The following is a 26,178-nucleotide window of genomic DNA, read 5'->3' as shown; positions in this document are numbered from 1 at the left end:
CTTTGTCTGGTGTTCCCGGAGCCAACCCGCTTCGTGACCCCCAGGACCGACGGCTCCCGCGCATCGCGGGGCCGTCGGGCCTGGTCATCTTTGGCGTCACGGGCGATTTGTCCCGCAAAAAGCTGATGCCCGCCGTCTACGACCTGGCCAATCGCGGCCTGTTGCCGCCGGGCTTCTCCCTCATCGGATTCGCGCGCCGCGACTGGGAGGACGAGGACTTCGCCCAGGTCGTCCACGACGCGGTCAAGGAGCATTCCCGGACCCCGTTCCGCGAGGAGGTCTGGCAGCAGCTCATCCAGGGGATGCGCTTCGTGCCGGGCAACTTCGACGACGACGAGGCGTTCGAGACGCTCAAGGCGACGATCGAGGAACTCGACAAGGCGCAGGGCACCGGAGGCAACTTCGCCTTCTACCTGTCCGTGCCGCCGAAGTTCTTCCCCAAGGTCGTCGAGCAGCTCAAGAAGCACGGCCTCGCCGACCAGAAGGAAGGCGCGTGGCGGCGGGCCGTCATCGAGAAGCCCTTCGGCCACGACCTGGAGAGCGCGCAGGAGCTGAACCGGCTCGTGCACGACGTCTTCCCGCCCAACGAGGTCTTCCGGATCGACCACTACCTGGGCAAGGAGACCGTCCAGAACATCCTGGCGCTGCGGTTCGCCAACACGATGTTCGAGCCGGTCTGGAACAGGTCCTACGTCGACCACGTCCAGATCACGATGGCCGAGGACATCGGCATCGGCGGCCGGGCCGGTTACTACGACGGCATCGGCGCGGCCCGTGACGTCATCCAGAACCACCTGCTCCAGCTCATGGCGCTGACGGCGATGGAGGAGCCCGGCTCCTTCCACCCGAAGGCGCTGGTCGCCGAGAAGCTCAAGGTGCTCACCGCCGTCGAGCTCCCGGAGGACCTGGGCAAGCACACCGTGCGCGGGCAGTACGCGCACGCGTGGCAGGGCGGCGAGGAAGTCCTCGGCTACCTCGAAGAGGACGGCATCGACCCCAAGTCGACGACGGACACCTTCGCGGCGATCAAGCTGACGGTCAACAACCGCCGCTGGGCGGGCGTCCCGTTCTACCTCCGGACCGGGAAGCGCCTCGGCCGCCGGGTCACGGAGATCGCGGTCGTCTTCAAGCGCGCCCCGTACCTGCCGTTCGAGTCCGGCGCCACGGAGGAGCTGGGCGGCAACGCCCTGGTCATCCGGGTCCAGCCGGACGAGGGCGTCACGGTGCGGTTCGGCTCGAAGGTGCCGGGCACCTCCATGGAGGTCCGGGACGTCACGATGGACTTCGCCTACGGCGAGTCCTTCACCGAGTCCAGCCCGGAGGCGTACGAGCGGCTCATCCTCGACGTGCTGCTCGGCGACGCCAACCTCTTCCCCCGCCACCAGGAGGTCGAACTGTCCTGGAACATCCTCGACCCGATCGAGGCCTACTGGGACAAGCACGGCAAGCCCGCGCAGTACGCGGCCGGGACCTGGGGTCCGGCCGAGGCGGACGAGATGCTCGCACGCGACGGACGGAGCTGGCGCCGGCCATGAAGATCGATCTCACGGAAACCACGTCCAGCAAGATCAACAACGCGCTGATCTCGGCCCGCCGCGCGGTCGGCTCGCCGGCCATCGGCATGGTGCTCACGCTGGTCATCGTCACCGACGAGGAGAACGCCTACGACGCGCTCAAGTCGGCGACCGACTCCTCCCGCGAGCACCCCTCGCGGATCATCGCGGTGATCAAGCGGGTCAGCCGCTCGCCGCGCAGCCGCCGCGACGCGCGCCTCGACGCGGAGATCCGGGTCGGTTCCGACTCGGGCTCCGGCGAGACCGTCGTCCTGCGTCTGCACGGCGAACTCGCCAACCACGCGCAGTCGGTGGTCCTGCCGCTGCTGCTGCCGGACGCCCCGGTCGTGGTCTGGTGGCCGGAGGACGCTCCCGCCGACCCGGCGAAGGACCCGCTGGGCGCGCTCGCGCAGCGCCGCATCACGGACACCTACTCGGCCGAGCACCCGCTCGACGAGCTGGCCGTCCGCGCGGCGACCTACGAGCCCGGCGACACGGACCTGGCCTGGACCCGCATCACGCCGTGGCGCTCGATGCTGGCCGCGGCCCTGGACCAGCAGCCCGCGGAGGTCGTCTCGGCGACCGTCGAGGGCGAGGCCGACAACCCGAGCTGCGAGCTGCTGGCCATGTGGCTCGCGGACCGGCTCGGCGTGCCGGTGACCCGCACCCTCTCCGAGGGCCCGGGCCTCACCGCCGTCCGGATGGAGACGAAGAACGGCCCGATCGTGCTCGACCGGGCCGACGGCTCGCTCGCCACGCTCTCCATGGTCGGCCAGCCCGACCGCGGAGTCGCGCTCAAGCGGCGCGAGACCGCGGAGCTGCTCGCGGAGGAGCTGCGCCGGCTGGACCCGGACAACACCTACGCCTCGGCGGTGCGGTTCGGCGTCGAGAAGCTCAGCGGCCCCGGCGAGGTCAACGCGGCCAAGCCCGCCGAGCCCGCGCCGGAGGCGGAGAAGGAGGACGAGGCCGAGAAGCCGAAGTCCGCCGCCCCCGCCAAGAAGGCCGCGGCCACCAAGAAGGCGGCCGCCAAGTGAGCACCCCGCAGTTGGTCGTGCACCGCGACAAGGAGCTGATGGCGCAGGCCGCGGCGGCCCGGCTGATCACGAAGATCGTGGACGCCCAGGCCGCTCGCGGACACGCCTCGGTGGTGCTGACCGGCGGGCGCAACGGCAACGGCCTGCTGGCCGCGCTCGCCGAGGCGCCCGCCCGGGACGCGGTCGACTGGTCGCGGCTCGACCTGTGGTGGGGCGACGAGCGGTTCGAACCGGACGGCGACCCGGAGCGCAACGTCACGCAGGCCCGCGCGGCCCTGCTGGACTCGGTCGACCTGGACCCGGCGCGGGTGCACGCCATGCCCGCCTCGGACGGGCCGTACGGCGCCGACGCGGACGCCGCGGCGGCCGGGTACGCCGAGGAGCTGGCGAAGGCGTCGGCCCCGGAGGACCACGGCCCGGTGCCGACGTTCGACGTGCTGATGCTGGGCGTCGGCCCGGACACCCACGTCGCGTCGCTCTTCCCGGAGCTGCCCGCGGTACGGGAGACCGAGCGCACCGTCGTCGGTGTGCACGGCGCGCCCAAGCCGCCGCCGACCCGCATCACCCTCACGCTCCCGGCCATCCGGGCGGCGCGCGAGGTGTGGCTGCTGGCGGCGGGCGAGGACAAGGCGGAGGCGGCCCGGATCGCCCTGTCCGGCGCCGGGGAGATCCAGGCCCCGGCGGCGGGCGCGTACGGCCGCAGCCGCACGCTCTGGCTGCTGGACGCGGCGGCGGCCTCCCGCCTCCCCCGCGACCTGTATCCGCCGGCCTCTCCCTGATCCGACCGGCTCCGTACCCCCGGAGGCCCGTTCCGCCCGCACCCGCGGGCGGGGCGGGCCTCTGGCGTAAGTTGGCCACCGGATCGGTTCCGCGGCTGGGAAAGGGGTGGCGCCTTGGCCGTGCTCCTCGTGTTCGTCCCGGCGGCGGCCATGCTCGCGCTCGGGTTCTTCGCGGTGCGCGACGTCCTGGTGCTCCGGCGCAGGGGTGTCCGCACCGACGGCAGGCGCATCGGGACGCGTACCGGCCCGGACACCGGGCCGGCCGATGTCGCCTACGAGGACGGCAAGGGCCGCCGCCACCACATCCGGGTGCGGGTGGCCGACCTGCCGCCCGAGGACGGCAAGCCGCTGGTTCCGGTCGTCCACGACCCGGCACGGCCGGAACGCGCCATGACACAAGCGGCCCTGCGGAAGCCGCTGTGGAGGGCCGACGACGGGCATCTCCTCGTCGTCGGCGCGGGGACGGCGGTCCTCACCGCGGCGGTGATCGTGTGCGCCCACGTCCTGTGAGCCGCAGGACGGTGTCCCGCGTCGGCCCGCCTCCCGCTCAGCCGCCCGCGGGCGCGCCCCGCGTACCCTCCCCGGCGGGCTCCAGGAACGGTTCCAACAGCCCCGGAACGGCCTCGGCGGCGAAGATGAGGCCCTCGAAGGCTCCGGCGTCGCGGGCCGTGTAGGCACCGCCCCCGGCAGCGGTGGTGGCGGTGACGTCGACGAGGCCGGCGCGGCGCTGGAAGTACGACTGCCGGACCGTCCAGCCGATCACCCCGGCCCGGTCGAGGGCCGCGGTCGAGCGGCGGACCGTGCCCGAACGGGTGACGAGGTGCCGGTCGGTCAGCGCGTGGCCGAGGTTCCGGTAGGCGTCGAGGGCCAGCACCACCGCGAGCGTCGGCAGCACCGCCGCGCAGACCAGCGCGGTCCACAGCAGCACCGGCGTCACCAGCGCGCCCAGCAGGGCGAGTACGGCGACGGGCACCAGGGCGGCGGACACCGCACGGCGGAGCCTGCGGCCGCGGGCGGCGCGCGGGTGGGCGGTCAGCGGCACGCGGGTCGGCGGGACCGCGCCGCGCAGCACCCGGGCGGCGACGGCGTCGGCCACCGACCGGGGCGCGGCCGGCAGCAGGGTGCCGTGGTGGGCCTCCCTGGCCTCTTCGCCGTCCGCCAGCCCGGTGGTGATCGCGTCCAGCCGCGCCGCGCCGAACAGCCGTACGCCCAGAGGCTCGACGAGGTCCACGCCGCGCAGCCGGGCCTCCTCCACCGATATGGAACGCGAGGTGAGCAGCCCGCGCCGGACCCGCAGGGTGGAGCCCGGCTCGCGGACCAGGCGGTAGTTCCACCACATCTCGGTCCACAGCACGAGCGCGCCGAGCGCCCCGGTCGCCAGCGCGGCGAGGACGACCGCCGTGACGGCCCAGCGGACCGGGACGTCCCGGAACAGCTCCACCGTCCAGTGGATCACCTCGCCCTGCGCGCCCACCCAGTCGCTGACCTGCATGACCCCGCCGATCGCCGCGCCGCCGAGCATGGGGGCGACGAAGGAGACCGGGGCGTAGCGGATCCAGCGGAGGTCGAGGGCCGCCAGCTCGCCCTCGTGCCGGACGTCGTCACCGGCCGCGGAGGCGGTGCGGGTCAGCAGCAGTCGGCGCAGCCGGTCGCCCTCCGCCCTGGTCACCGGGTCCAGTTCGAGCGTGGAGTCGCCGCCCGCGTGCTCCCCGGTGCCGATGCGCACGGTGACCAGTCCGAGCAGGCGCAGCAGGGGGCGGGCGGTGACGTCGACGCTGCGGATGCGCTCGCGGGCCAGCGAGCGGCGGCGGGTCAGCAGCAGTCCGGAGTGGAGCTCGACCCGGTCCTCGCCGATCCGGTAGCGGGTGCGGAGCCGGCGGACGTGGTCGGCGGCGACCGCGACGGCCACGAGGAGCAGGCCGACGGCCACCGCCCAGAGCGCGGCCCGGCCGGTCCCCAGCCGGCCGGAGAGCGCCGCCGCGACGGGCACGCCCGCGCCGACCACCACTCCCCCGGTGAGCTGCGCGGTGACCAGGACCGTGCGCGGGTCGAGCCGCCGCCAGTCGTCGTCGGTCGTCATGTGGCGTCGCCGGGGGTGTCCCGGGTGATCCGGGTCAGCCGGGCCGCGAGGTCCGCCGCCTGTGCGTGGCCGAGCCCCGCGATGCGCAGCGCGCCCTTGGCGGAGGCGGTGGTGACGGTGAGGGTGGCGAGGCCGTAGAGCTGCTCCAGCGGGCCGCGCACCGTGTCCACGGTCTGGATGCGGGACATGGGGGCGATCCGCCACTCCTGGACGAGATAGCCGGTGCGGACGTAGACCGCGTCCCCGGTGACCTCCCAGCGGTGGATGCGGTACCACCACCCGGGCAGCAGCGCCGCGCAGACCGCGCCGAGCACCCCGAGGACGGCGGCGGACAGCAGCAGCCAGAACCGGGCCGTGCCGAAGAACGCGGCCGGCCCGGCGGCGAGGACGGCGGGGGCGGCGGCGGCCAGCAGCCACTGGGTGCGCCACCAGTGGACGGCCCGCCGGTCCAGGGCGTGGCGGGGCGGCCGGAGCCGTACGGCCCCGCCCGCCCCGCCCGCACCGGGAGCGGCGTCACGGTCACCCGGTCCGGGGCCGTCCGTCCCCTCCCCCGCCGTCATCGGCTCAGCGTCCGCGCAGCGACCGGTAGGCGCCGACGAGGGCGGCGGTGGAGCTGTCCAGCCCGTCGGTGGAAGCGTCGCCGGTGAGGACGGGCTCGATCTTCTTCGCGAGGACCTTGCCGAGTTCGACGCCCCACTGGTCGAAGGAGTCGATGTTCCAGACGGCGCCCTGCACGAAGACCTTGTGCTCGTACAGCGCGATGAGCTGGCCGAGGACCGAGGGCGTCAGGGCGTCGGCGAGGATCGTCGTGGTGGGGTGGTTGCCCCGGAACGTCTTGTGCGGCACCAGTTCCTCGGCGACGCCCTCCGCGCGGACCTCGTCCGGGGTCTTGCCGAAGGCCAGCGCCTGCGTCTGGGCGAAGAAGTTCGCCATCAGCAGGTCGTGCTGGGCCACCAGCCCCGGCAGCAGGTCCTCGACGGGCGAGGCGAAGCCGATGAAGTCGGCGGGGATCACCTTGGTGCCCTGGTGGATCAACTGGTAGTACGCGTGCTGGCCGTTGGTGCCGGGCGTGCCCCAGACCACCGGGCCGGTCTGCCACTCGACGGGGTTGCCGTCGCGGTCCACGGACTTGCCGTTGGACTCCATGTCGAGCTGCTGGAGGTAGGCGGTGAACTTCGACAGGTAGTGGCTGTAGGGCAGGACGGCGTGCGACTGCGCGTCGAACCAGGCGCCGTACCAGATGCCCAGCAGGCCCAGCAGCAGCGGGGCGTTCTCCTCGGCGGGGGCGGTGCGGAAGTGCTCGTCGACGAGGTGGAAACCGGCGAGCATCTCGCGGAACCGGTCCGGTCCGATGGCGATCATCAGCGAGAGGCCGATCGCCGAGTCGTAGGAATAGCGCCCGCCGACCCAGTCCCAGAACGCGAACATGTTCTCGGTGTCGATGCCGAAGTCCGCGACCTTCTCGGCGTTGGTCGACAGCGCCACGAAGTGCTTGGCGACCGCTTCCTGACCCGCCTTCAGGCCGGTGAGCAGCCAGTCGCGGGCCGAGGTGGCGTTGGTGATGGTCTCGATGGTGGTGAACGTCTTCGAGGCGACGATGAAGAGCGTCTCGGCCGGGTCGAGGTCGCGGACCGCTTCGTGCAGGTCGGCGCCGTCGACGTTGGAGACGAAGCGGAAGGTGAGCGAGCGGTCCGTGAAGGAGCGCAGCGCCTCGTACGCCATGGCGGGGCCGAGGTCGGAGCCGCCGATGCCGATGTTGACGACGTTCTTGATCGCCTTGCCGGTGTGACCGGTCCAGCCGCCGGAGCGCAGGCGGTCGGAGAAGGCGGACATCTTGTCGAGGACGGCGTGCACCTCGGGCACGACGTTCTCGCCGTCCACCTCGATCACCGCGTCGCGCGGGGCGCGCAGCGCGGTGTGCAGGACGGCGCGGTCCTCGGTGGTGTTGATCTTCTCGCCGCGGAACATGGCGTCGCGCAGCCCGGCGACCCCGGTGGCCGCGGCGAGGTCGCGGAGCAGCCGCAGCGTCTCGTCGGTGACGAGGTGCTTGGAGTAGTCGATGTGGAGGTCGCCGACCCGGAGCGTGTATGCGGTGCCGCGGTCGGCGTCGTCCTCGAACAACTGCCGGAGACGGACCGCGCCGAGCTCCTCGCGGTGCTTGCCGAGCGCGGTCCACTCGGGCGTCTGGTTGAGCTTGGTGCGGCTGTGTGCGTTCATCCCGGGTATCAGCCCATTCTTCTTCTCGTACCTGCGCGTTCCCCGCTGCACCCAACCTAATTGATCGGCGGGGAAGGTGACGCGGACGCACGGCGCGGCACGGGAAAAGGCCGTCCGGCCGGCACCCCGGGGGTGTCCGGCCGGTGAAGGGGGGACGAAGGTCTCAGATCTCGCCGCGGAGCTTGGCGAGCGCCTCGGCGAGGATCGCCTCGCCGTCCTCGTCGCTGCGCCGCTCGCGGACGTACGCCAGGTGGGTCTTGTACGGTTCGGTGCGCGGCGGGTCCGGCGGGCTGTCCTTGTCCTGGCCTGCCGGGAAGCCGCAGCGCGGGCAGTCCCAGGTGTCCGGCACCTGTGCGTCATGGGCGAAGCTGGGCTGGGTCTCGTGCCCGTTCGAGCACCAGAAGGAGATGCGGAGGCGCGGCGCCGACTCGCCCCGCTCGGCCTCCCCCATCGGCCCCGCTCCGACCCGGCTTCCCCGGATCGCGTTGCCACTTGCCACGGTCGTAACTCCCTGCGTGATGGTGCTCGAAGTTGCCCCAGTCTACGTAAGGCCCAACGCTCGTCCAGTGGTTGGAGTTACACCGTGACCCGCCGCGGGATTCCGCGGGGCCGTCGGCGGGCGGGTGCGGGAAGGCCCCGGAAAACGGAGGAGGGAGCCACGGCGTGTGCCGTGACTCCCTCCTGCGACGATACGAACGCCGGTCCGCGCGACCCGGATCGGTGGGCCTGGTCAGCCGTCCAGCTTGATGAGCAGGCCGAGCGCCACGATGGAGGCGAACCAGCAGAGGCCGACCACGACGGTGATCCGGTCGAGGTTGCGCTCGGCGACCGAGGAGCCGCCGACGGACGACTGCATGCCGCCGCCGAACATGTCGGACAGACCGCCGCCCTTGCCCTTGTGCATCAGCACCAGCAGCATCAGCAGCAGGCTGAAGACGATCAGGGCGATCTGGAACGCCAAAATCACGGCTGGTCCCTACTTTCCGGAATTCACTGGACTCGCATGCACGAACCCTGGACTCGCTTGCACGAACACGGGGGCCGGAGGTGGGCGATACCCACCCCGGCCCCCGCAAGGGTACGACGGATCGGCGCTACCGCCTACTCACTGGTCGCGGAAGCGGACGATCTTGACGAACTCGTCGGCGTCCAGCGCGGCACCGCCCACGAGGGCACCGTCCACGTCGGGCTGCGCCATGATCGCGGCGACGTTGCCGGACTTCACGGAGCCGCCGTACTGGATGCGGACCTTGTCGGCCAGCTCCTGCGAGTACAGCTCGGCCAGCCGGCCGCGGATCGCTCCGCAGACTTCCTGGGCGTCCTCGGGGGTGGCGACCTCTCCGGTCCCGATGGCCCAGACCGGCTCGTACGCGATCACGATCGACTCGGCCTGCTCGGCCGGGACGTCCTTGAGGCCGCCGTCGAGCTGCGCGAGGGTGTAGGAGACCTGGTCACCCGCCTTGCGGATGTCCAGGCCCTCGCCGACGCAGAGGATCGGGGTCAGGCCGTGCTTGTAGGCGGCCTTCACCTTGGCGTTGCAGATCTCGTCGTTCTCGCCGTGGTACTGGCGGCGCTCGCTGTGGCCGACGGCCACGTACGCGCACCTGAGCTTGGCCAGCATGGAGCCGGAGATCTCACCGGTGTACGCGCCGGAGTCGTGGGCCGAGATGTCCTGGGCGCCGTACTTGATCTTCAACTTGTCGCCGTCCACCAGGGTCTGCACGGAGCGCAGGTCGGTGAAGGGCGGCAGGACGGCGACCTCGACGGCGTCGTAGTCCTTGTCGGCCAGGGCGAAGGCGAGCTTCTGGACGTGCGCGATGGCCTCGAGGTGGTTGAGGTTCATCTTCCAGTTGCCCGCCATCAGCGGCAGGCGGCCCGGGGCGGTTTCGGTCATGCTCAGTTCTCCAATGCGGCGAGACCGGGCAGGGTCTTGCCTTCGAGGTATTCGAGGCTGGCGCCGCCACCGGTCGAGATGTGCCCGAAGGCGTTCTCGTCGAAGCCGAGGATGCGGACCGCGGCGGCGGAGTCGCCACCGCCGACGACGCTGAACGCCGGGGAGTCGACGAGGGCCTGGGCGACCGCGCGGGTGCCCTCGGCGTAGTCGGGGTGCTCGAAGACGCCCATCGGGCCGTTCCAGAAGACCGTGGCGGCGTCGGCGAGCTTCTCCGCGTACAGCCGGCGGGTCTCGGGGCCGATGTCCAGGCCCTCCTGGTCGGCGGGGATGGCGTCCGCGGCGACGGTGGTGGGGTGGGCCGGAGCCTTGGTCTTCAGATCCGGGAACTCGGGCGAGACGAGGACGTCGACGGGGAGCACGAACTCCACGCCGCGCTTCTCGGCACGCTCCAGGTACTCCAGGACCGTCGGGATCTGGTCCTCCTGGAGCAACGAGATGCCGACCTCGTGGCCCTGGGCCTTGAGGAAGGTGTACGCCATACCGCCGCCGACCAGGATGCGGTCGGCCTTCTCCAGCAGGTGGTCGATGACGCCGAGTTTGTCGGAGACCTTGGCGCCGCCGAGGACGACCGCGTACGGCCGCTGGACCTCGCTGGTGAGCTTCTTGAGGACGCCGACCTCGGTGGCGATCAGGTAGCCGGCGTAGTGCGGCAGCCGGGCCGGGAGGTCGAAGACCGAGGCGTGCTTGCGGTGCACCGCGCCGAAGCCGTCGCCGACGTAGACGTCGGCGAGGGCGGCGAGCTGGTCGGCGAAGGCGCCGCGCTCGGCGTCGTCCTTCGACGTCTCACCGGCGTTGAAGCGGAGGTTCTCCAGGACGGCGACCTTGCCGTCGGTGAGCGCGGCGACCGTGGCGCTCGCGGACTCGCCGACGGTGTCCGCGGCGAACGCCACCTCGGCGCCGAGCAGTTCGCCCAGCCGGGCGGCGGCGGGCGCCAGCGAGAAGGCGGGGTCCGGGGCGCCCTTGGGGCGGCCCAGGTGGGAGGCGACGATGACCCGGGCACCGGCTTCGGAGAGCTTGGTGACCGTCGGCAGGACGGCGCGGATGCGGCCGTCGTCGGTGATGGTGGTGCCGTCCAGCGGCACGTTGAGGTCGGCGCGGACGAATACCCGCTTGCCCGCGACCCCGTCGGCGAGAAGTTCGTCGATCGTCTTCATCTGTTCCTGCACTCCTAGGAAAGGACTGATGAGCACGCGAGGGGGCTCGGACGGCGCCGCGTCGCGCCGTCCGAGCCCCTCACTCACATCGAGATGCCTGCCGGTCCGAGGATCAGAGCTGGCCGCCGACGAACTCGGTCAGGTCGACGAGGCGGTTGGAGTAGCCCCACTCGTTGTCGTACCAGCCGAGGATCTTCACCGTCTTGCCTTCCTGAACCATCGTCAGGGAGGAGTCGAAGGTGCAGGACGACGGGTCACCCACGATGTCGGAGGAGACGATCGGGTCCTCCGTGTAGGTGAGGAAGCCCTTGAGGTCGCCGTCGTCGGCGGCCTTCTTGAACGCGGCGTTGACCTCGTCCTTGGTGACCTCGCGGCCCAGCTCGACGACCAGGTCGGTGGCCGAACCGGTCGGGACCGGCACGCGCATGGCGATGCCGTCGAGCTTGCCCTTGAGCTGCGGCAGGACCAGGGCGGTGGCCTTGGCGGCGCCCGTCGTGGTCGGGATGATGTTCTCGGCGGCGGCACGCGCGCGGCGCAGGTCCGAGTGCGGGTAGTCCAGGATGCGCTGGTCGTTCGTGTACGCGTGGACCGTCGTCATCAGGCCCTTGACGAGACCGAAGTTCTCGTCGAGCACCTTCGCCATCGGCGCCACGCAGTTGGTGGTGCAGGAGGCGTTGGAGATGACGTTGTGCTGCGCCGGGTCGTACTTGTCGTGGTTGACGCCCATCACGATGGTGATGTCCTCGTCCTTGGCCGGAGCCGAGATGAGGACCTTCTTGGCGCCGCCCGCGAGGTGCTTCTCGGCGTCGGCCTTCTTGGTGAAGAAGCCGGTCGACTCGATGACGATGTCGACGCCCAGCTCACCCCAGGGGATGTCGGCCGGGTTGCGCTCGGAGAGCACCTTGATGGTGTGGCCGTCCACCGTGATGGTGTCGGCGGTGTGGCTGACCTCGGCCTTCAGACGACCCAGGATGGTGTCGTACTTCAGCAGGTGGGCCGTGGTCGCAGTGTCACCCAGGTCGTTGACAGCCACGATCTCGATGTCCGCACCCTGCTCCAGCAGCGCGCGGAAGTAGTTACGACCGATGCGGCCAAAGCCGTTGATGCCTACGCGGATCGTCACGAACCGATCTCCTCGTTAGGTACGCCGGGTTTCGACGCCGGCGAGATGTATGGGATGTCCCCGACCGCCTCCGACCCTACCTCTCCGGAGCCCCGGTAGTGACATCGAGCGGGGCCGGGGAGGCGGGGAGAGTCGCGTACTGACCAGTAGAAAGCGGCGGGTCCGGTCCTCCTGCCCCGAAACACGGGAGAAACGTCCCGTCAACGGCCGGGACCTGCGCCTTCTCCGCACGGGGCCGCGGGACGCCTCCAGCAGGGGGAGGACGGGACGCGCCGCGGGCCCGCTCCCCGGGAGGAGCGGGCCCGCGGCGCGTCGGAGCGGACCGGTCAGCCGACCAGGCCGTCCGCCATCTCCTCGCTGAGGGTCGCCTCGGTGCTCGGGATGCCGAGGTCCTGCGCCCGCTTGTCGGCCATGGCCAGCAGGCGGCGGATACGGCCCGCGACCGCGTCCTTGGTCAGCGGCGGGTCGGCCAGCGCGCCGAGCTCCTCCAGGGACGCCTGCTTGTGGTCCATCCGCAGCCGCCCGGCCGCCGCCAGGTGCTCGGGGACCTCCTCGCCGAGGATCTCCAGCGCCCGGCCGACCCGGGCCCCCGCCGCCACCGCGGCACGGGCGGAGCGGCGCAGGTTGGCGTCGTCGAAGTTGGCGAGCCGGTTGGCGGTCGCCCGGACCTCGCGCCGCATCCGGCGCTCCTCCCAGGCCAGCACCGCCTCGTGGGCGCCGAGCCGGGTCAGCAGCGCGCCGATCGCGTCACCGTCCCGGACGACGACCCGGTCCACCCCGCGCACCTCGCGGGCCTTCGCCGCGATGGAGAGCCGGCGGGCGGCGCCGACCAGCGCCAGAGCCGCCTCGGGGCCGGGGCAGGTCACCTCCAGGGACGACGAGCGGCCCGGCTCGGTGAGCGAGCCGTGCGCCAGGAACGCGCCCCGCCAGGCCGCCTCCGCGTCGCAGGTGGCCCCCGAGACCACCTGCGGGGGAAGGCCGCGGATGGGACGGCCGCGGCCGTCCACCAGGCCGGTCTGCCGGGCCAGCTGGTCGCCGCCCGCCACCACCCGGACGACGAAGCGGGAACCGCGGCGCAGCCCGCCGGGCGCCATCACGATCAGCTCCGAGCTGTGCCCGAAGATCTCCAGAATGTCGCGCTTGAGCCGGCGCGCCGCCATCCCGGTGTCGAGTTCCGCTTCGATCACAATGCGGCCGCTCACCAGGTGCAGCCCGCCCGCGAAACGCAGGATCGCCGAGACCTCCGCCTTTCTGCAGCAGGTCCGGGTGACGGGAAGCCGAGAGATTTCGTCCTTCACCGCTGGCGTCATCGCCATGGGCCGATCCTTCCATGCATCCGAAAAATACGGTCGTACGCGGCGGCCAACAGCTCCGGATCGTGAATCGGAACCCCGTCGGGCGAGGCGACCGGAGCCAGCTCCACCGCGGCGCCGAGGCGTTTCGCGGCGTCGGCCAGGGACTCACGGTCGGGCACGGCGGCCTCGTCGGCCAGCACCACGTCCAGGGCGAGTTTAGGGGCGTGTCGTCCCAAAACCTCCACATGACGCTGCGGTGAGAAGCCTTCTGTTTCACCGGGCTGCGGCGCGAGGTTCAGCGAGAGCACCTTCCGGGCCTTCGTCACGGTCAGCGCGTCGAGCAGTTCCGGCACCAGCAGATGCGGAATCACCGAGGAGAACCAGGAGCCCGGACCGAGCACCACCCAGTCGGCGTCGAGCACCGCCGCGACCGCCTCCGGGACGGCCGGCGGGTCGTGGGGCACCACCTGCACGGACTGCACGTCTCCGGGGGTGAGCGCCACGGTCGCCTGGCCGCGCACGGTGACGATCTCGTCCGGGCGTTCCTGGTCGTGGCCCCTGACCTGCGCCTGCAGCTCCAGCGGCACGGCGGACATCGGGAGCACCCGGCCGTGTGCTCCCAGCAGCCTGCCGACCAGGTCCAGCGCCTGCACGGGGTCGCCGAGCTGCTCCCACAGGGCGACGATCAGCAGATTTCCGACCGCGTGACCGTGCAGGTCGCCGCGGGACTCGAAGCGGTGCTGGATGACCCGGGCCCAGGTCTGGCCCCAGTCGTCGTCGCCGCAGAGCGCGGCGAGCGCCTTGCGCAGGTCGCCCGGGGGCAGCACCCCGAGCTCCTCGCGCAGCCGCCCGCTGGATCCGCCGTCGTCGGCGACCGTGACCACGGCCGTGACGTCGCCGGTGATCCGGCGCAGGGCGGCGAGCGACGCGGACAGCCCGTGGCCGCCGCCGAGGGCGACGACCTTGGGCTGAGCCCCGCGCCCCCGGCCCGGCAGTGCGGGCCTGGCCTTGCGCAGCCGCCGCAGACGCAGGTGGGAGCCGGTCACTCTCGCCCCATGTCCCGGTGGACGAGGACGGTCTCGATCCCCTCGGCGGCCAGACGCGCCGAGAGCTTCTCCGACATGGCGACGGAACGGTGCTTGCCGCCGGTGCAGCCCACGGCGATGGTGACGTAGCGCTTGCCCTCGCGGCGGTAGCCGGCCGCGATCAGCTGGAGCAGCTCGGTGTACTGGTTGAGGAACTCCTTGGCGCCCGGCTGGTCGAAGACGTAGGCGGACACCTCCTCGTTCAGGCCGGTGAAGGGGCGCAGCTCGGGGACCCAGTGCGGGTTGGGCAGGAAGCGGCAGTCCACCACGAGGTCGGCGTCGACCGGCAGGCCGTACTTGTAGCCGAACGACATGACGGTGGCCCGCAGCTCCGGCTCCTGGTCGCCGGCGAACTGGGCGTCCATCTTGGCGCGCAGTTCGTGGACGTTGAGGCTGGAGGTGTCGATGACCAGGTCGGCGTCGCCGCGCAGCTCGCGCAGCAGGTCGCGCTCGGCCGCGATGCCGTCGACGATGCGCCCGTCGCCCTGGAGCGGGTGCGGGCGGCGGACCGACTCGAACCGGCGGACCAGGGCGTCGTCGGACGACTCCAGGAAGACGATCCGGCGGGTGACGTGCTTGGCCGCCAGGTCCGCGAGGGACTCCCGGAGGTTGTCGAAGAAGCGCCGGCCGCGCACGTCGACGACGACGGCGATGCGGGCGACGTTGCCCTGCGAGCGGGCGCCGAGCTCGACCATGGTGGGGATCAGCGCGGGCGGCAGGTTGTCGACGACGAACCAGCCGAGGTCTTCCAGGCACTTGGCCGCGGTGCTGCGTCCGGCGCCGGACATCCCGGAGATGATCACCAGTTCGGGGATGACCGCCGGTGCCGTCGCGTCCCCCGTCTCGGGGGTGGAAGCTGTGCTCACCTGTCCTGCTCCGTCTGTTCGGTCCGTGCCTGCGTGCGTGTCCGGTGCGTCCTGCTCGTGTCCGGTCATGGTGTGCCCCCGTCGCTCTCTTCCATGATCTCTCCTGTGGCCGTGTTGACGGCCGGTGCGGCCGGGGCGGCCGAGGCGAGGGCGACCGCCACCGATTCCGCCGTCCTGCGCCCTATCCCCGGAACCTCGCAGATCTCGTCGATTGTCGCCTGCCGCAGCTTCTTCACGGAGCCGAAATGCTTGAGCAGCGCCAGTTTCCGGGTCTCGCCGAGCCCGGCGACCCCGTCCAGGGGGCTGCTGCGGACCCGCTTGGCCCGCTTGGCGCGCTGGTAGGTGAGGGCGAAGCGGTGCGCCTCGTCGCGGACCCGCTGGAGGAGGTAGAGCCCTTCGCTGGAGCGGGGCAGCACGACCGGGTCGTCGTCGTCCGGCAGCCAGACCTCTTCGAGCCGCTTGGCGAGGCCGCAGACGGCGATGTCGTCGATGCCCAGCTCGTCCAGCGCCCGCTTGGCCGCCGCCACCTGCGGCTGGCCGCCGTCGACCACGACGAGCTGCGGGGGGTAGGCGAACCGCTTGGGGCGGCCGTCGTCCTCGCGGGGGCCCTCCACGGCGAACGGGTCGTCCTGCGCCTCCGGGGCCCGGTCCGTCCCGGCCGGGTCCTCGCCGAAGGGCACGGTCAGGGGCTCCGCCTCCAGGGGGCCCGCCGCGGCGGCGGACTCCGCGGGGGCGTGTCCGTCGGCGAGCGGCAGGCCCGGCGCGGAGCCGGTGGCGTCGGAGCCCGCGGGGGCGGGGAGGCCGGGCACGTCGGCAGGGGTCCCGCCGCCGGGGGCCGGGGTGTCGTCCCAGTCCCCGGTGCGCTCCTTGTCCGCCAGATACCTGCGGAAACGCCGGCCGATCACCTCGTGCATGGACCGGACGTCGTCCTGGCCCTCGAACCCCTTGATCTGGAAGCGGCGGTACTCGCTCTTACGGGCGAGGCCGTCCTCGAACACCACCATGGACGCGACCACGTCGTCGCCCTGGAGGTGGGAGATGTCGTAGCACTCGATCCGCAGCGGGGCGCCGTCCAGGCCGAGCGCCTCGGCGATCTCCTCCAGCGCCCGCGAGCGCGTGGTGAGGTCGGAGGCGCGCTTGGTCTTGTGCAGCCCGAGCGCCTGCACGGCGTTGCGCTGGACCGTCGCCATCAGGTCCTTCTTGTCGCCGCGCTGCGGGATGCGCAGGCTGACCTGCGAGCCCCGGCGCCGGGACAGCCACTCGGAGACCGCCTCGGGGTCCTCGGGCAGCGCGGGCACCAGGACCTCCTTGGGGACCGCGTCGCCGGCCTCCTCGCCGTAGAGCTGCTGCAGGGCGTGCTCGACCAGGCCGGAGGTGTCGACCGCCTCGACCTTGTCGGTGACCCAGCCGCGCTGGCCGCGCACCCGGCCGCCGCGCACGTGGAAGATCTGCACGGCCGCTTCGAGTTCGTCCTCGGCGACGGCGATGAGGTCCGCGTCGGTGGCGTCCGCGAGCACCACCGCGCTCTTCTCCATGGCGCGCTTGAGCGCCCCGGCGTCGTCGCGCAGCCGCGCCGCCCGCTCGTACTCCATCTCCTCGGCCGCCTCCGCCATCTCGCGCTCCAGGCGGCGGATGTACGTACCGGTGCGGCCGGCCATGAAGTCGCAGAAGTCCTCGGCCAGTTCGCGGTGTTCCTCGGGGGTGACCCGGCCCACGCAGGGGGCGGAGCACTTGCCGATGTAGCCGAGCAGGCAGGGGCGGCCGGTGCGGACGGCGTTCTTGAACACGCCCGCGGAGCAGGTGCGCACGGGGAAGACGCGCAGCATCAGGTCGACGGTCTCGCGGATCGCCCAGGCGTGGCCGTACGGACCGAAGTAGCGCACGCCCTTCTTCTTGGCGCCGCGCATGACCTGGACGCGGGGGAACTCCTCGTTGAGCGTGACCGCGAGGTAGGGGTAGCTCTTGTCGTCGCGGTACTTGACGTTGAACCGCGGGTCGAACTCCTTGATCCAGGTGTATTCGAGCTGCAGCGCCTCGACCTCGGTGGAGACGACCGTCCACTCCACGGACGCGGCCGTGGTCACCATCGAGCGGGTGCGCGGGTGCAGTCCGGCCAGGTCCTGGAAGTAGTTGGCCAGGCGCTGGCGGAGGTTCTTCGCCTTGCCGACGTAGATCACCCGGCGGTGCTCGTCGCGGAACTTGTAGACCCCCGGGGAGTCGGGGATCTGTCCCGGCTTGGGGCGGTAGCTGGAGGGGTCTGCCATGTCTCACACCCTACTTCCGGCCGGTGACAGCGGGCTTCCGTCGCGGTTACCGGCACCCGCGCGCGGGCCGGGCACCGTCCGGGGCCGGCGCACGGCTCCCCCGGTCAGGCGCCGGGGCCGGCGACGAGGTTGCCGCTCGCGTCGGCGCTGACCGGGACGGCGGGCAGCGGCACGGTGGCGGGGCCCTGGATCACCTTGCCGGTGGTGGCGTCGAAGATCGAACCGTGGCAGGGGCAGTGCCCCTCCGTGCCCTCGACCTTGGTGAGGACGCAGCCGGCGTGGGTGCACTGGGCGCTGAACGCCTTGTACCGGCCCTTGGCCGGGCAGCTCACGATGACCCGCTCCTCGCGGTAGAGCTTCGCCCCGCCGACCGGTACGGCGTCGGCGGAGCCCAGTTCCACGGGGGCGGTGGGGGTCGGCGTCTCGGCGTGGCCGAGCTTGGAATCGGTGGAGCAGGCGGCCGCTCCCAGTCCGGCGACACCGACGAGCGCGGCGCCCTTCAGCACGGTGCGGCGGGGGGCAGGCAGGCCGGACATGCGGGACTCCACGGGGTCGGGGGTACGGGGGTGCGGGGGTACGGTGCGCGCGGTCGCGGGGCGGTTGCGGACCCGACGGGCGGGTGCCGGACCTGCGACAAACCGACGATACCGGCGGAGACCGGGACGCCGGCGGGCGGGGCGGGCGCCCAGGGGTGCGGGCGGCGCCGTGCGGTGCGGACGGGGAAACCGGGCGCGGGGCGGCGCCGTGGGGCGGCTCCCGTCGGGGAGCCGCCCCACCTGCGCCGCACCCATCAGGCCTTGCGGGCGCGGGCCGCCTTCTTGGCGGGCGCCTTGGCCGCGGTCTTGGTCGCCGCGGCCGTCTTGGCCGCCGCTCCCTTGCCCGCGGCCGTCTTGGCGGTCGCCGTCTTGCGTGCGGTGGCGGTCTTCGCCGCGGCCGTCTTGCGGGTGGTGGCCTTGCGGGCCGTCCCGCGGGCGGGCATCGATGCCTCGGCGATGCGGTCGGGGTCCAGGATCTCGCCGAGGAACTTGCCGGTGTGGCTGGCGGGGACCGCCGCCACCTCCTCCGGCGTGCCCTCGGCGACCACCAGTCCGCCGCCGTTGCCGCCTTCGGGGCCCATGTCGATGACCCAGTCGGCGGTCTTGATCACGTCGAGGTTGTGCTCGATGACCACGACCGAGTTGCCCTTGTCCACGAGACCGGAGAGCACCTTGATCAGCTTGCTGATGTCCTCGAAATGCAGGCCGGTGGTCGGCTCGTCCAGGACGTAGACCGTGCGGCCGGTCGAACGCTTCTGGAGCTCGCTCGCCAGCTTCACGCGCTGCGCCTCGCCGCCCGACAGGGTCGGCGCGGACTGCCCGAGGCGGACGTAACCGAGGCCGACCTCGTTGAGCGTGCGCAGGTGGCGGGCGATCGTCGGCACGGCCTCGAAGAACTCCAGGCCCTCCTCGATGGGCATGTCCAGCACCTCGGCGATGGACTTGCCCTTGTAGTGGACCTCCAGCGTCTCCCGGTTGTAGCGCGCTCCGTGGCAGACCTCGCACGGGACGTACACGTCGGGCAGGAAGTTCATCTCGATCTTGATGGTGCCGTCGCCGGAGCAGTTCTCGCAGCGGCCGCCCTTGACGTTGAAGGAGAAGCGGCCCGGCAGGTACCCGCGGACCTTCGCCTCCATGGTCTCGGCGAAGAGCCGGCGGACGTGGTCGAAGACCCCGGTGTAGGTCGCCGGGTTGGACCGGGGCGTCCGGCCGATCGGCGACTGGTCGACGTGCACCACCTTGTCGACGAGGTCGTCCCCGTCGACCCGGGTGTGGCGTCCGGGCACCGACTTGGCGCCGTTCAGCTCGCGGGCCAGGTGCGTGTAGAGGATGTCGTTGACCAGCGTCGACTTGCCCGAACCGGAGACACCGGTGACGGCGGTGAACACACCGAGCGGGAAGGAGACGTCGATGTCCTGGAGGTTGTTCTCGCGGGCCCCGTGCACCGTCAGCCGGCGCGCGGGGTCGACCGGGCGGCGCACCTCGGGCGTCGGGATGGCCCGCTTGCCCGCCAGGTACTGGCCGGTGATCGAGTCCTTGTTGGTCAGCAGTTCCTTCAGCGAGCCGGAGTGGACCACCTTGCCGCCGTGCTCACCGGCGCCGGGGCCGATGTCCACCACCCAGTCCGCGACCTTGATGGTGTCCTCGTCGTGCTCGACGACGATGAGCGTGTTGCCCATGTCGCGGAGGCGGACGAGGGTCTCGATGAGCCGGTGGTTGTCGCGCTGGTGCAGCCCGATGGACGGCTCGTCCAGGACGTACAGGACGCCGACGAGGCCGGAGCCGATCTGGGTGGCGAGCCGGATGCGCTGCGCCTCACCACCGGACAGGGTGCCGGCCGCCCGGTTCAGCGAGAGGTAGTCGAGGCCGACGTCCACGAGGAAGCGGAGGCGTTCGTTGACCTCCTTGAGCACCCGCTCGGCGATCTTCTTGTCGCGGGCGTTCAGCTTGAGCCGGCCGAGGAACTCGGCGCAGTCGCTGATCGACATCGCGGCGACCTCGGCGATGGACTTCTCCATCACCGTGACCGCCAGGACGATCGGCTTGAGGCGGGTGCCCTCGCAGGTGGGGCACGGCACCTCGCGCATGTACCCCTCGAACCGCTCCCGGCTGGAGTCGCTCTCCGCCTCGGAGTGCCGCCGCTTGACGAACTGCACCGCACCCTCGAAGGACGGCGTGGTGTAGGCGCGCTCGCGGCCGTACCGGTTGCGGTAGCGGACCTCGGTCTGGATCTTGTGGCCGTACAGCAGGGCCTTCTTGGCGCGCTGCGGCAGCCCGGCCCAGGGGATGTCGGTGCGGAAGCCCAGGGCGTCGGCGAGCGCGCCGATCAGCCGGCCGAAGTACTCCTTGGTGTGGCCGTGCGACCACGGGTGGATCGCGCCCTCGTCGAGGGACTTGTCCTCGTCCGGGACGACCAGCTCGGGGTCGACCTCCATGCGGGTGCCGATACCGGTGCACTCGGGGCAGGCGCCGAACGGGGAGTTGAAGGAGAAGGAGCGCGGCTCCAGCTCCTCGAAGGAGAGGTCGTCGTACGGGCAGTAGAGGTGCTCGGAGAACATCCGCTCACGCTCGGGGTCGTCCTCGGGCAGGTCCACGAAGTCGAGCACCACCATGCCTCCGGAGAGGCCGAGGGCCGTCTCGACGGAGTCGGTCAGGCGGCGCTTGGCGCTCTCCTTGACCGTGAGGCGGTCGACGACCACCTCGATGGTGTGCTTCTCCTGCTTCTTGAGCGTGGGCGGCTCGGAGAGCTGGATCGTGGCGCCGTCGACCCGGGCGCGGCTGTACCCCTTGGTGGTGAGGTCGGCGAAGAGGTCGACGAACTCGCCCTTGCGCTCGCGCACCAGCGGGGAGAGCACCTGGAAGCGGCTGCCCTCGGGCAGCGCCAGCACCTTGTCCACGATGGCCTGCGGCGACTGCCGGGAGATCGGCCGGGAGCACTCGGGACAGTGCGGCTTGCCGATGCGGGCGAAGAGCAGCCGGAGGTAGTCGTAGACCTCGGTGATGGTGCCGACCGTCGAGCGCGGGTTGCGCGAGGTCGACTTCTGGTCGATCGAGACGGCCGGTGACAGCCCCTCGATGAAGTCGACGTCCGGCTTGTCCATCTGGCCGAGGAACTGCCGTGCGTACGAGGAGAGGGACTCCACGTAACGGCGCTGCCCCTCCGCGAAGATCGTGTCGAACGCGAGGGAGGACTTGCCCGACCCGGACAGCCCGGTGAAGACGATGAGGGAGTCGCGCGGGAGGTCGAGCGAGACGTTCTTCAGATTGTGCTCGCGCGCGCCACGGACGATGAGACGGTCGGCCACGCCGGTCCGCACCTTTCTTGAGTGAAGCGGGGGAACTGAGCCCCCGTCCCAGGGTATGGGGGGCGCCTCAGCGATGGAGGAAGCTTTCGGATTCGAGCGTATAGCACGCACATTCGATTTACGGACGGTCGTGGCCTCCTTCACCCGAACGAGTGGCAGGACTAACCTCGGCCGCATGGGAGATCACCCGAGCGACATCGAGTCCGTCGACCGTGCCACCGACCGGCTCCTGCACGAGGTGGCGGGCTGGGACCCTTCCGCGGTCGCCGTACCCTCGCTGCTTCCCGGCTGGAGCCGGGGCCATGTTCTGGCCCACCTGTCACGTAACGCCGACGCGCTCGAAAATGTTCTCCGCGGGGGACCGATGTACGCGAGCAGCGAAACCCGCGACCGTGACATCGCCCGGGACGCGGTCCGGCCGCAGCAGGTCCAGCTCGCCGACCTCCGCGCCTCCCACCTGCGCTTCCTCGCCGCCGCGCGGGCCCCCGGGGACCTCTCCCGCACGGTGGAACTGCGCAACGGCGTGACCGACCGGGCGTCGCGGCTGCCGTTCCGCCGCTGGGTCGAGGTCGAGCTGCACCACGTCGACCTCGGAGCGGGCTACACCCTGGAGGACATGCCGGCGGAGTTCACCGGCCGTCTCGTCGGCCACCTCGCCGCGCGCTACGACCGGCACCCCGCGCTCGTCCCCGTCCGGCTGGCCGCCGACGACGGCGGGACCTGGACCACCGGCGGCGGCGCCGAGGGGCCCGTCACCCTGGTCCGGGGCCCGGCCGCCGTCCTCGCGGGGTGGCTCTCGGGCCGCCGGGCGGCTTCCGCACCGGCCGTCGAAGGCGGCCCGCTGCCCCCGGTGCCCCCGCTATAGGCTGGGCGCCATGACGTACAGCGGAGCGGTCAGGGTCGGCGGACCCGCGGACGTGCACGAGTTGACGGACCTGATGATCTCCAAGGTCGCCGTCGGCGAGATGAACAACAACGCCTATCTGCTGCGCTGCCGGGCCACCGGCGAGCAGCTGCTGATCGACGCGGCGGCCGAGGCGCCGACGCTGCTGCGGCTGGTCGGGGCGGACTCGGTCGCCTCCGTGGTCACCACGCACCGGCACGGCGACCACTGGCAGGCGCTCGCCGAGGTGGTGGCGGCGACCGGCGCCACCACGTACGCGGGGCGGCACGACGCCGAGGGCATTCCGGTGCCGACCGACGTGGCCCTGGACGACGGGGACACGCTCCGGGTCGGCGCGGTCACCCTGACCGCCCGCCACCTGGCCGGCCACACCCCCGGCTCGGTCGCGCTGGTCTACGACGACCCGCACGGGGCGCCGCACGCCTTCACCGGCGACTGCCTCTTCCCCGGCGGGGTCGGCAACACCCGCAAGGACCCGGAGGCCTTCGCCCGGCTGCTGCACGACGTGGAGACCAAGCTGTTCGACGTGCTCCCCGACGAGACCTGGGTCTACCCGGGCCACGGCCACGACACCACCCTGGGCGCCGAGCGCCCGCACCTGCCGGAGTGGCGCGAACGAGGCTGGTAGGCGCACGACGGAGCGCCCCGGTACCGAGGTCGGTACCGGGGCGCTCCGTCGTGCTGCCGTGGCCGTGGGGGGCGCCGGCGCCCCGCACGGTCAGGCGCCGATGCTCTTGTTCTCGTCGGCGCTGTCGGCCGCCGGGGCCCCGGCGGCCTTCTCGGCCTCCGCGCGCTCCTGCTTCTTGTTCGCGATGAGGCTGGTGATCGTGGTGATGATCAGCACGCCGCAGATCACGGAGAGCGAGAACGGGATCGAGATCTCGGGGACGTGGACGCCGGACTCGTGCAGCGCGTGCAGCACGAGCTTGACGCCGATGAATCCGAGGATCACCGAGAGGCCGTAACTCAGGTGGACCAGCTTCTTCAGCAGGCCGCCGATGAGGAAGTAGAGCTGACGCAGACCCATGAGGGCGAACGCGTTGGCGGTGAAGACGATGTACGGGTCCTGGGTCAGGCCGAAGATCGCCGGGATGGAGTCCAGCGCGAACAGCACGTCGGTGGTGCCGATGGCGAGCATGACCACCATCAGCGGGGTCATGACGCGCTTGCCGTTGTTGCGGATGAAGAGCTTGGTGCCGTGGTAGCGGTCGGAGACGCCGAAGCGCCGCTCGATCGACTTCAGCAGCCTGTTCTCCTCGAACTCCTCTTCCTCCTCGTCGGCACGCGCCTCCTGGATGAGCTTCCAGGCGGTGTAGATCAGGAACGCGCCGAAGATGTAGAAGATCCACGAGAAGTTGGCGATGACCGCGGCGCCGGCGGCGATGAAGATCGCACGCAGCACCAGGGCGATGAGCACGCCGACCAGCAGCACCCGCTGCTGGAGGTGGGAGGGCACCGAGAACTTCGCCATGATCAGCACGAAGACGAAGAGGTTGTCGACGCTGAGCGACTTCTCGGTGATGAAGCCGGCGAAGAACTCGCCGGATGCCTGGCTCTCCCCGAAGACAAGCAGCCCGAGTCCGAACAGGACGGCGAGCGCGATCCAGACCAGCGTCCAGATTCCGGCTTCCTTGGTCGTCACGTCATGGGGCTTGCGCCCGATGAAGAAATCGACGGCGATGAGGGCGACCAGACCAAAAATGGTCAGCGCCCAGAGGGTCCATGAAACGTCCACTGCGCCTCCGGCAGTTCGCTACGGCTACTGATCAGCGTCGTCGCTGCCGGAGGTCTCTTCCACCCGAGCGCGCGGTTGCGCGGTGGGCCGGCGCCCCGGGACCGGTCACAGTCCGTATTGACGGGAACGTCGCGTATGGGAGTACTCCCCTCCGTGCCAGGAAGAGTACATGCATGGCCAAGAAAAGGTAAAGCGATGGGCAAGAGAGGACCAAGGTCCCTGGTGAGGGCGGGGCTTCGGTCCCTGCGCCGGACGGGCCCGGTCAGCGGCCGCCCGTGCGGCGGCCGGCCGCCACGGCGGCGAGGACCTGCTCCAGCACGCTGCTGCCCGGTGGCGTGCGCGGCGGCTCGTAGGTCCAGGCGTGCCCCACCCACGGGTCGGCCAGGTGCTCGTCGGCAACCGGGGTGAGCCGGAGCAGGGTCCGCCACAGCGGGTCGAGGACCGGTCCGTAGGCGGCGGCGTCCTCGCGGTCGGCGACCATCAGCAGGTGCACGCCCACCGCGGGCCCCTCGTCGGCGAGATAACGGAGCTGGGTGACGGCCCGGTCGTCGAATCCGTGCGGGAAGTCGTTGACGACGAGGAGCTGCTCACCGGGGTCCAGGTCCGGCGGCAGCGAGTCGGTGGCTCCGGCGCGGACCGCCATGGTGACCAGTTCGACGCGGCGGGTGAGGTGGGCGAGGGTCGCGCGCACGCCCTGCGCCCCGGCGGCGGGCGGCCCCGCGAGCACCCCGGAGCGGGCCAGCGGGCCGAAGGCCGTCGCGCCCGCCCCGGCCGGGTCGATCACGTGCACCTGGAACAGGCCCGGCGGGTGCACGGCCAGCAGCCGGGCGGCGTGGCCGGCCGCGGTCTCCAGCGCCAGTCGCTTCAGGGTGCCGCCGTCGGTCGTCGCGGCGGCCTCGGACGCGGTGCGCCCGCAGTCGATCCACAGCCCGCGCTCCAGCGGCAGCCGCACGAGCAGCGGGATGCGCAGCTCCGGGCTCTCGGGGAGGTGGAGGTCGCCGACGCGCAGCGCCATCGGGTTCTCCATCGGCACCCGGTAGGCGTGCCAGACCGGGTTGTCCCAGCCGGCGTACGCGGCGGGCAGCGCGGGTTCCACCACGGCCGCCTCGGCGGCGAGCTGGGCGAGGTCCCGGTCGAGGACCTCGCGGGCCCGGTCGACCAGCCCGTCGCGCCGGGCGCGGGCCTCCTCGCGGGCCCGGTCGCCGGCGCCGCCCATGCGGTTGCGGGGATCGGACAGCAGACGGTCCAGTTCCTGGTCCATCCGCGACTCGGCGAAGTCGGCGGCGCTGCGGTACGCGGCGACGGTGCGGGCCAGGTCCTCGAACATGCCCCAGACCTGGTTGTAGAGGCGCTCGTCCATCGACCAGCCGGTGGCGTCGCCCGCGACGGGCGCCGCGGGGCCGCCGGGCGGGGCCGGGGGCGCCTGCGGCGGGGCCGCGGCGCGGCGTCGGGGGTGGGCGTAGTCGATGGGGCCGCCGCCCGCGGCGTTCGCGGCGGAGGCCGGGACACCGGCCGGGGGGACTCCGGGAGCCTCGGGGCGCGGCAGCGGGTCGGGGGCCCCGGAGGCGGGGACACCGGTCGGGGGGACGCCGGGGGAAGGGGAGCCGGTCGACGGCGCGGGGCCGGGCGGGGTCCGGGGGGCCGTGACGCCGCCGACCCGGTCCGGCGGGCCGGGCGCGACGCGCGGGGCGGGCGGGGTGACGGCGCGGGCGTGCGAGGCGACGGTGGCCGCCATCACGGCGGCGGCCACCTGCGCCGCCTCCGCGAGGCCCTGGTCGGTGAGCATCCCGGTGAGGCCGGTGGCGTATCCCTGGCCGACGGCGCGCACCTTCCACGCTCCCCCGCGCCGGTACAGCTCCAGCGCGCTGACGGCGGTCTCGCTGTCCAGGCCGGTGAGGGTGAAGGAGGCGATCTCGTCGCCGTCGAGCCCGGTGACGGCGACGAACGGCGCGGCGACCGCGCCGAACCTCGCCGGGCCGCCGGTGCGCTCCGGCAGTGCCAGCAGGACGGTGACGCGGTGCACGGAGGGCGGCAGGGCGTCCAGGTCGACCGCGAGCCGGTGGGCGGCCGCGGCCTGGCCGGGGACTTCGAGGCCGGGCAGCCGGGGCGCGCCGGGGTGCGCGACCCACTCGGCGCCGGGCACCGTCCCGCGCTCGTCGGCGAGGCTGGCCCCCGCCACGACGGGGCACCCCGCCGACACCCGGATCTCCAGACGGGTCTGGGGCAGTGTGTGGTTCTGCCCCCGGACCAGCTCGGCCGTCATCGCCCTGTCCCCTTGCCCTGGGTCTGCCGCG

Annotated in this window: 22 protein-coding genes; 6 read left to right on the top strand and 16 right to left on the bottom strand. The window is 72.2% G+C overall.

Features of this window, described 5'->3' with window-relative positions:
- Nucleotides 1-2: 2 nt before the first annotated feature.
- From zwf to Q0994_RS19070, 4 genes are all read left to right on the top strand, one after another.
- Nucleotides 3-1,535, top strand: coding sequence for a glucose-6-phosphate dehydrogenase (zwf, locus tag Q0994_RS19085; RefSeq protein WP_299536410.1), 1,533 nt, complete (start codon nucleotides 3-5; stop codon nucleotides 1,533-1,535).
- Nucleotides 1,532-2,587 carry a glucose-6-phosphate dehydrogenase assembly protein OpcA gene (gene opcA, locus Q0994_RS19080; RefSeq protein WP_299536408.1) on the top strand — a complete coding sequence of 352 codons (1,056 nt, stop codon included), beginning with the start codon at nucleotides 1,532-1,534 and terminating at the stop codon, nucleotides 2,585-2,587. The genes zwf and opcA overlap by 4 nt, the downstream gene beginning before the upstream one ends.
- Entirely contained in the window at nucleotides 2,584-3,366 is a 783-nt protein-coding gene (gene pgl, locus Q0994_RS19075; protein WP_299536406.1) for a 6-phosphogluconolactonase, read from the top strand. The genes opcA and pgl overlap by 4 nt, the downstream gene beginning before the upstream one ends.
- Before the next feature lie 120 nt (nucleotides 3,367-3,486).
- Nucleotides 3,487-3,876 carry a DUF3592 domain-containing protein gene (locus Q0994_RS19070; protein ID WP_363325558.1) on the top strand — a complete coding sequence of 130 codons (390 nt, stop codon included), beginning with the start codon at nucleotides 3,487-3,489 and terminating at the stop codon, nucleotides 3,874-3,876.
- Between the two features lie 37 nt (nucleotides 3,877-3,913).
- Here the strand turns inward: Q0994_RS19070 and Q0994_RS19065 are convergent, their stop codons facing one another.
- The 14 genes from Q0994_RS19065 to uvrA form a co-directional block, all read right to left on the bottom strand.
- On the bottom strand, nucleotides 3,914-5,446 hold the full coding sequence (locus tag Q0994_RS19065) for a PH domain-containing protein (protein ID WP_299536402.1): 1,533 nt from the start codon (nucleotides 5,444-5,446) through the stop codon (nucleotides 3,914-3,916).
- Nucleotides 5,443-6,006 carry a PH domain-containing protein gene (locus tag Q0994_RS19060; protein WP_299536399.1) on the bottom strand — a complete coding sequence of 188 codons (564 nt, stop codon included), beginning with the start codon at nucleotides 6,004-6,006 and terminating at the stop codon, nucleotides 5,443-5,445. The genes Q0994_RS19065 and Q0994_RS19060 overlap by 4 nt, the downstream gene beginning before the upstream one ends.
- Nucleotides 6,007-6,010: 4 nt before the next feature.
- Nucleotides 6,011-7,663, bottom strand: coding sequence for a glucose-6-phosphate isomerase (gene pgi / locus Q0994_RS19055; protein ID WP_299536396.1), 1,653 nt, complete (start codon nucleotides 7,661-7,663; stop codon nucleotides 6,011-6,013).
- 163 nt (nucleotides 7,664-7,826) lie between these two features.
- Nucleotides 7,827-8,162 carry an RNA polymerase-binding protein RbpA gene (locus Q0994_RS19050; protein ID WP_073217477.1) on the bottom strand — a complete coding sequence of 112 codons (336 nt, stop codon included), beginning with the start codon at nucleotides 8,160-8,162 and terminating at the stop codon, nucleotides 7,827-7,829.
- A 231-nt stretch (nucleotides 8,163-8,393) separates the two neighbouring features.
- Nucleotides 8,394-8,630 carry a preprotein translocase subunit SecG gene (secG, locus tag Q0994_RS19045; RefSeq protein WP_299536375.1) on the bottom strand — a complete coding sequence of 79 codons (237 nt, stop codon included), beginning with the start codon at nucleotides 8,628-8,630 and terminating at the stop codon, nucleotides 8,394-8,396.
- Between the two features lie 138 nt (nucleotides 8,631-8,768).
- Nucleotides 8,769-9,557, bottom strand: coding sequence for a triose-phosphate isomerase (gene tpiA / locus Q0994_RS19040; protein WP_299536373.1), 789 nt, complete (start codon nucleotides 9,555-9,557; stop codon nucleotides 8,769-8,771).
- A gap of 2 nt (nucleotides 9,558-9,559) precedes the next feature.
- Nucleotides 9,560-10,771: a phosphoglycerate kinase gene (locus Q0994_RS19035; RefSeq protein WP_299536370.1), complete on the bottom strand. Its 1,212-nt coding sequence runs from the start codon at nucleotides 10,769-10,771 to the stop codon at nucleotides 9,560-9,562.
- A 112-nt stretch (nucleotides 10,772-10,883) separates the two neighbouring features.
- Nucleotides 10,884-11,894 (bottom strand): type I glyceraldehyde-3-phosphate dehydrogenase, encoded by a 1,011-nt coding sequence (gene gap, locus Q0994_RS19030; RefSeq protein ID WP_299536367.1) that lies wholly within the window; start codon nucleotides 11,892-11,894, stop codon nucleotides 10,884-10,886.
- A gap of 326 nt (nucleotides 11,895-12,220) precedes the next feature.
- Entirely contained in the window at nucleotides 12,221-13,210 is a 990-nt protein-coding gene (gene whiA, locus Q0994_RS19025) for a DNA-binding protein WhiA (RefSeq protein ID WP_299536365.1), read from the bottom strand.
- Entirely contained in the window at nucleotides 13,201-14,235 is a 1,035-nt protein-coding gene (gene yvcK, locus Q0994_RS19020; protein WP_299536363.1) for a uridine diphosphate-N-acetylglucosamine-binding protein YvcK, read from the bottom strand. The genes whiA and yvcK overlap by 10 nt, the downstream gene beginning before the upstream one ends.
- A complete protein-coding gene (rapZ, locus tag Q0994_RS19015) occupies nucleotides 14,232-15,209 on the bottom strand; it encodes an RNase adapter RapZ (protein WP_299536360.1) in 978 nt (325 codons plus the stop codon). Before rapZ ends, yvcK begins: the two co-directional genes overlap by 4 nt.
- Nucleotides 15,206-17,404: an excinuclease ABC subunit UvrC gene (uvrC, locus tag Q0994_RS19010; RefSeq protein ID WP_299536358.1), complete on the bottom strand. Its 2,199-nt coding sequence runs from the start codon at nucleotides 17,402-17,404 to the stop codon at nucleotides 15,206-15,208. The genes rapZ and uvrC overlap by 4 nt, the downstream gene beginning before the upstream one ends.
- Nucleotides 17,405-17,508: 104 nt before the next feature.
- Entirely contained in the window at nucleotides 17,509-17,940 is a 432-nt protein-coding gene (locus tag Q0994_RS19005) for a Rieske (2Fe-2S) protein (RefSeq protein ID WP_299536356.1), read from the bottom strand.
- A gap of 254 nt (nucleotides 17,941-18,194) precedes the next feature.
- The gene (gene uvrA / locus Q0994_RS19000) at nucleotides 18,195-21,245 is read right to left on the bottom strand and encodes an excinuclease ABC subunit UvrA (RefSeq protein ID WP_299536354.1); all 3,051 of its coding nucleotides are present in this window, start codon (nucleotides 21,243-21,245) and stop codon (nucleotides 18,195-18,197) included.
- A gap of 175 nt (nucleotides 21,246-21,420) precedes the next feature.
- On the opposite strand from uvrA, the gene Q0994_RS18995 reads away from it, so the two are divergent.
- Nucleotides 21,421-22,110, top strand: a complete 690-nt coding sequence (locus tag Q0994_RS18995; RefSeq protein WP_299536353.1) for a maleylpyruvate isomerase family mycothiol-dependent enzyme — start codon at nucleotides 21,421-21,423, stop codon at nucleotides 22,108-22,110.
- A 10-nt stretch (nucleotides 22,111-22,120) separates the two neighbouring features.
- Nucleotides 22,121-22,777, top strand: coding sequence for an MBL fold metallo-hydrolase (locus Q0994_RS18990; protein ID WP_299536351.1), 657 nt, complete (start codon nucleotides 22,121-22,123; stop codon nucleotides 22,775-22,777).
- 90 nt (nucleotides 22,778-22,867) lie between these two features.
- Here the strand turns inward: Q0994_RS18990 and Q0994_RS18985 are convergent, their stop codons facing one another.
- Both Q0994_RS18985 and Q0994_RS18980 read right to left on the bottom strand, forming a co-directional pair.
- A complete protein-coding gene (locus Q0994_RS18985; protein ID WP_299536349.1) occupies nucleotides 22,868-23,884 on the bottom strand; it encodes a TerC family protein in 1,017 nt (338 codons plus the stop codon).
- A gap of 262 nt (nucleotides 23,885-24,146) precedes the next feature.
- Nucleotides 24,147-26,147, bottom strand: a complete 2,001-nt coding sequence (locus tag Q0994_RS18980) for a TerD family protein (RefSeq protein ID WP_299536347.1) — start codon at nucleotides 26,145-26,147, stop codon at nucleotides 24,147-24,149.
- Nucleotides 26,148-26,178 lie beyond the last annotated feature (31 nt).

The organism is uncultured Streptomyces sp., assembly GCF_947488945.1.
In the GTDB taxonomy this organism is placed as follows: domain Bacteria; phylum Actinomycetota; class Actinomycetes; order Streptomycetales; family Streptomycetaceae; genus Streptomyces.
Note: the sequence above shows the minus strand (reverse complement) of the source record. Positions and strands in the feature narration are given on the sequence as shown.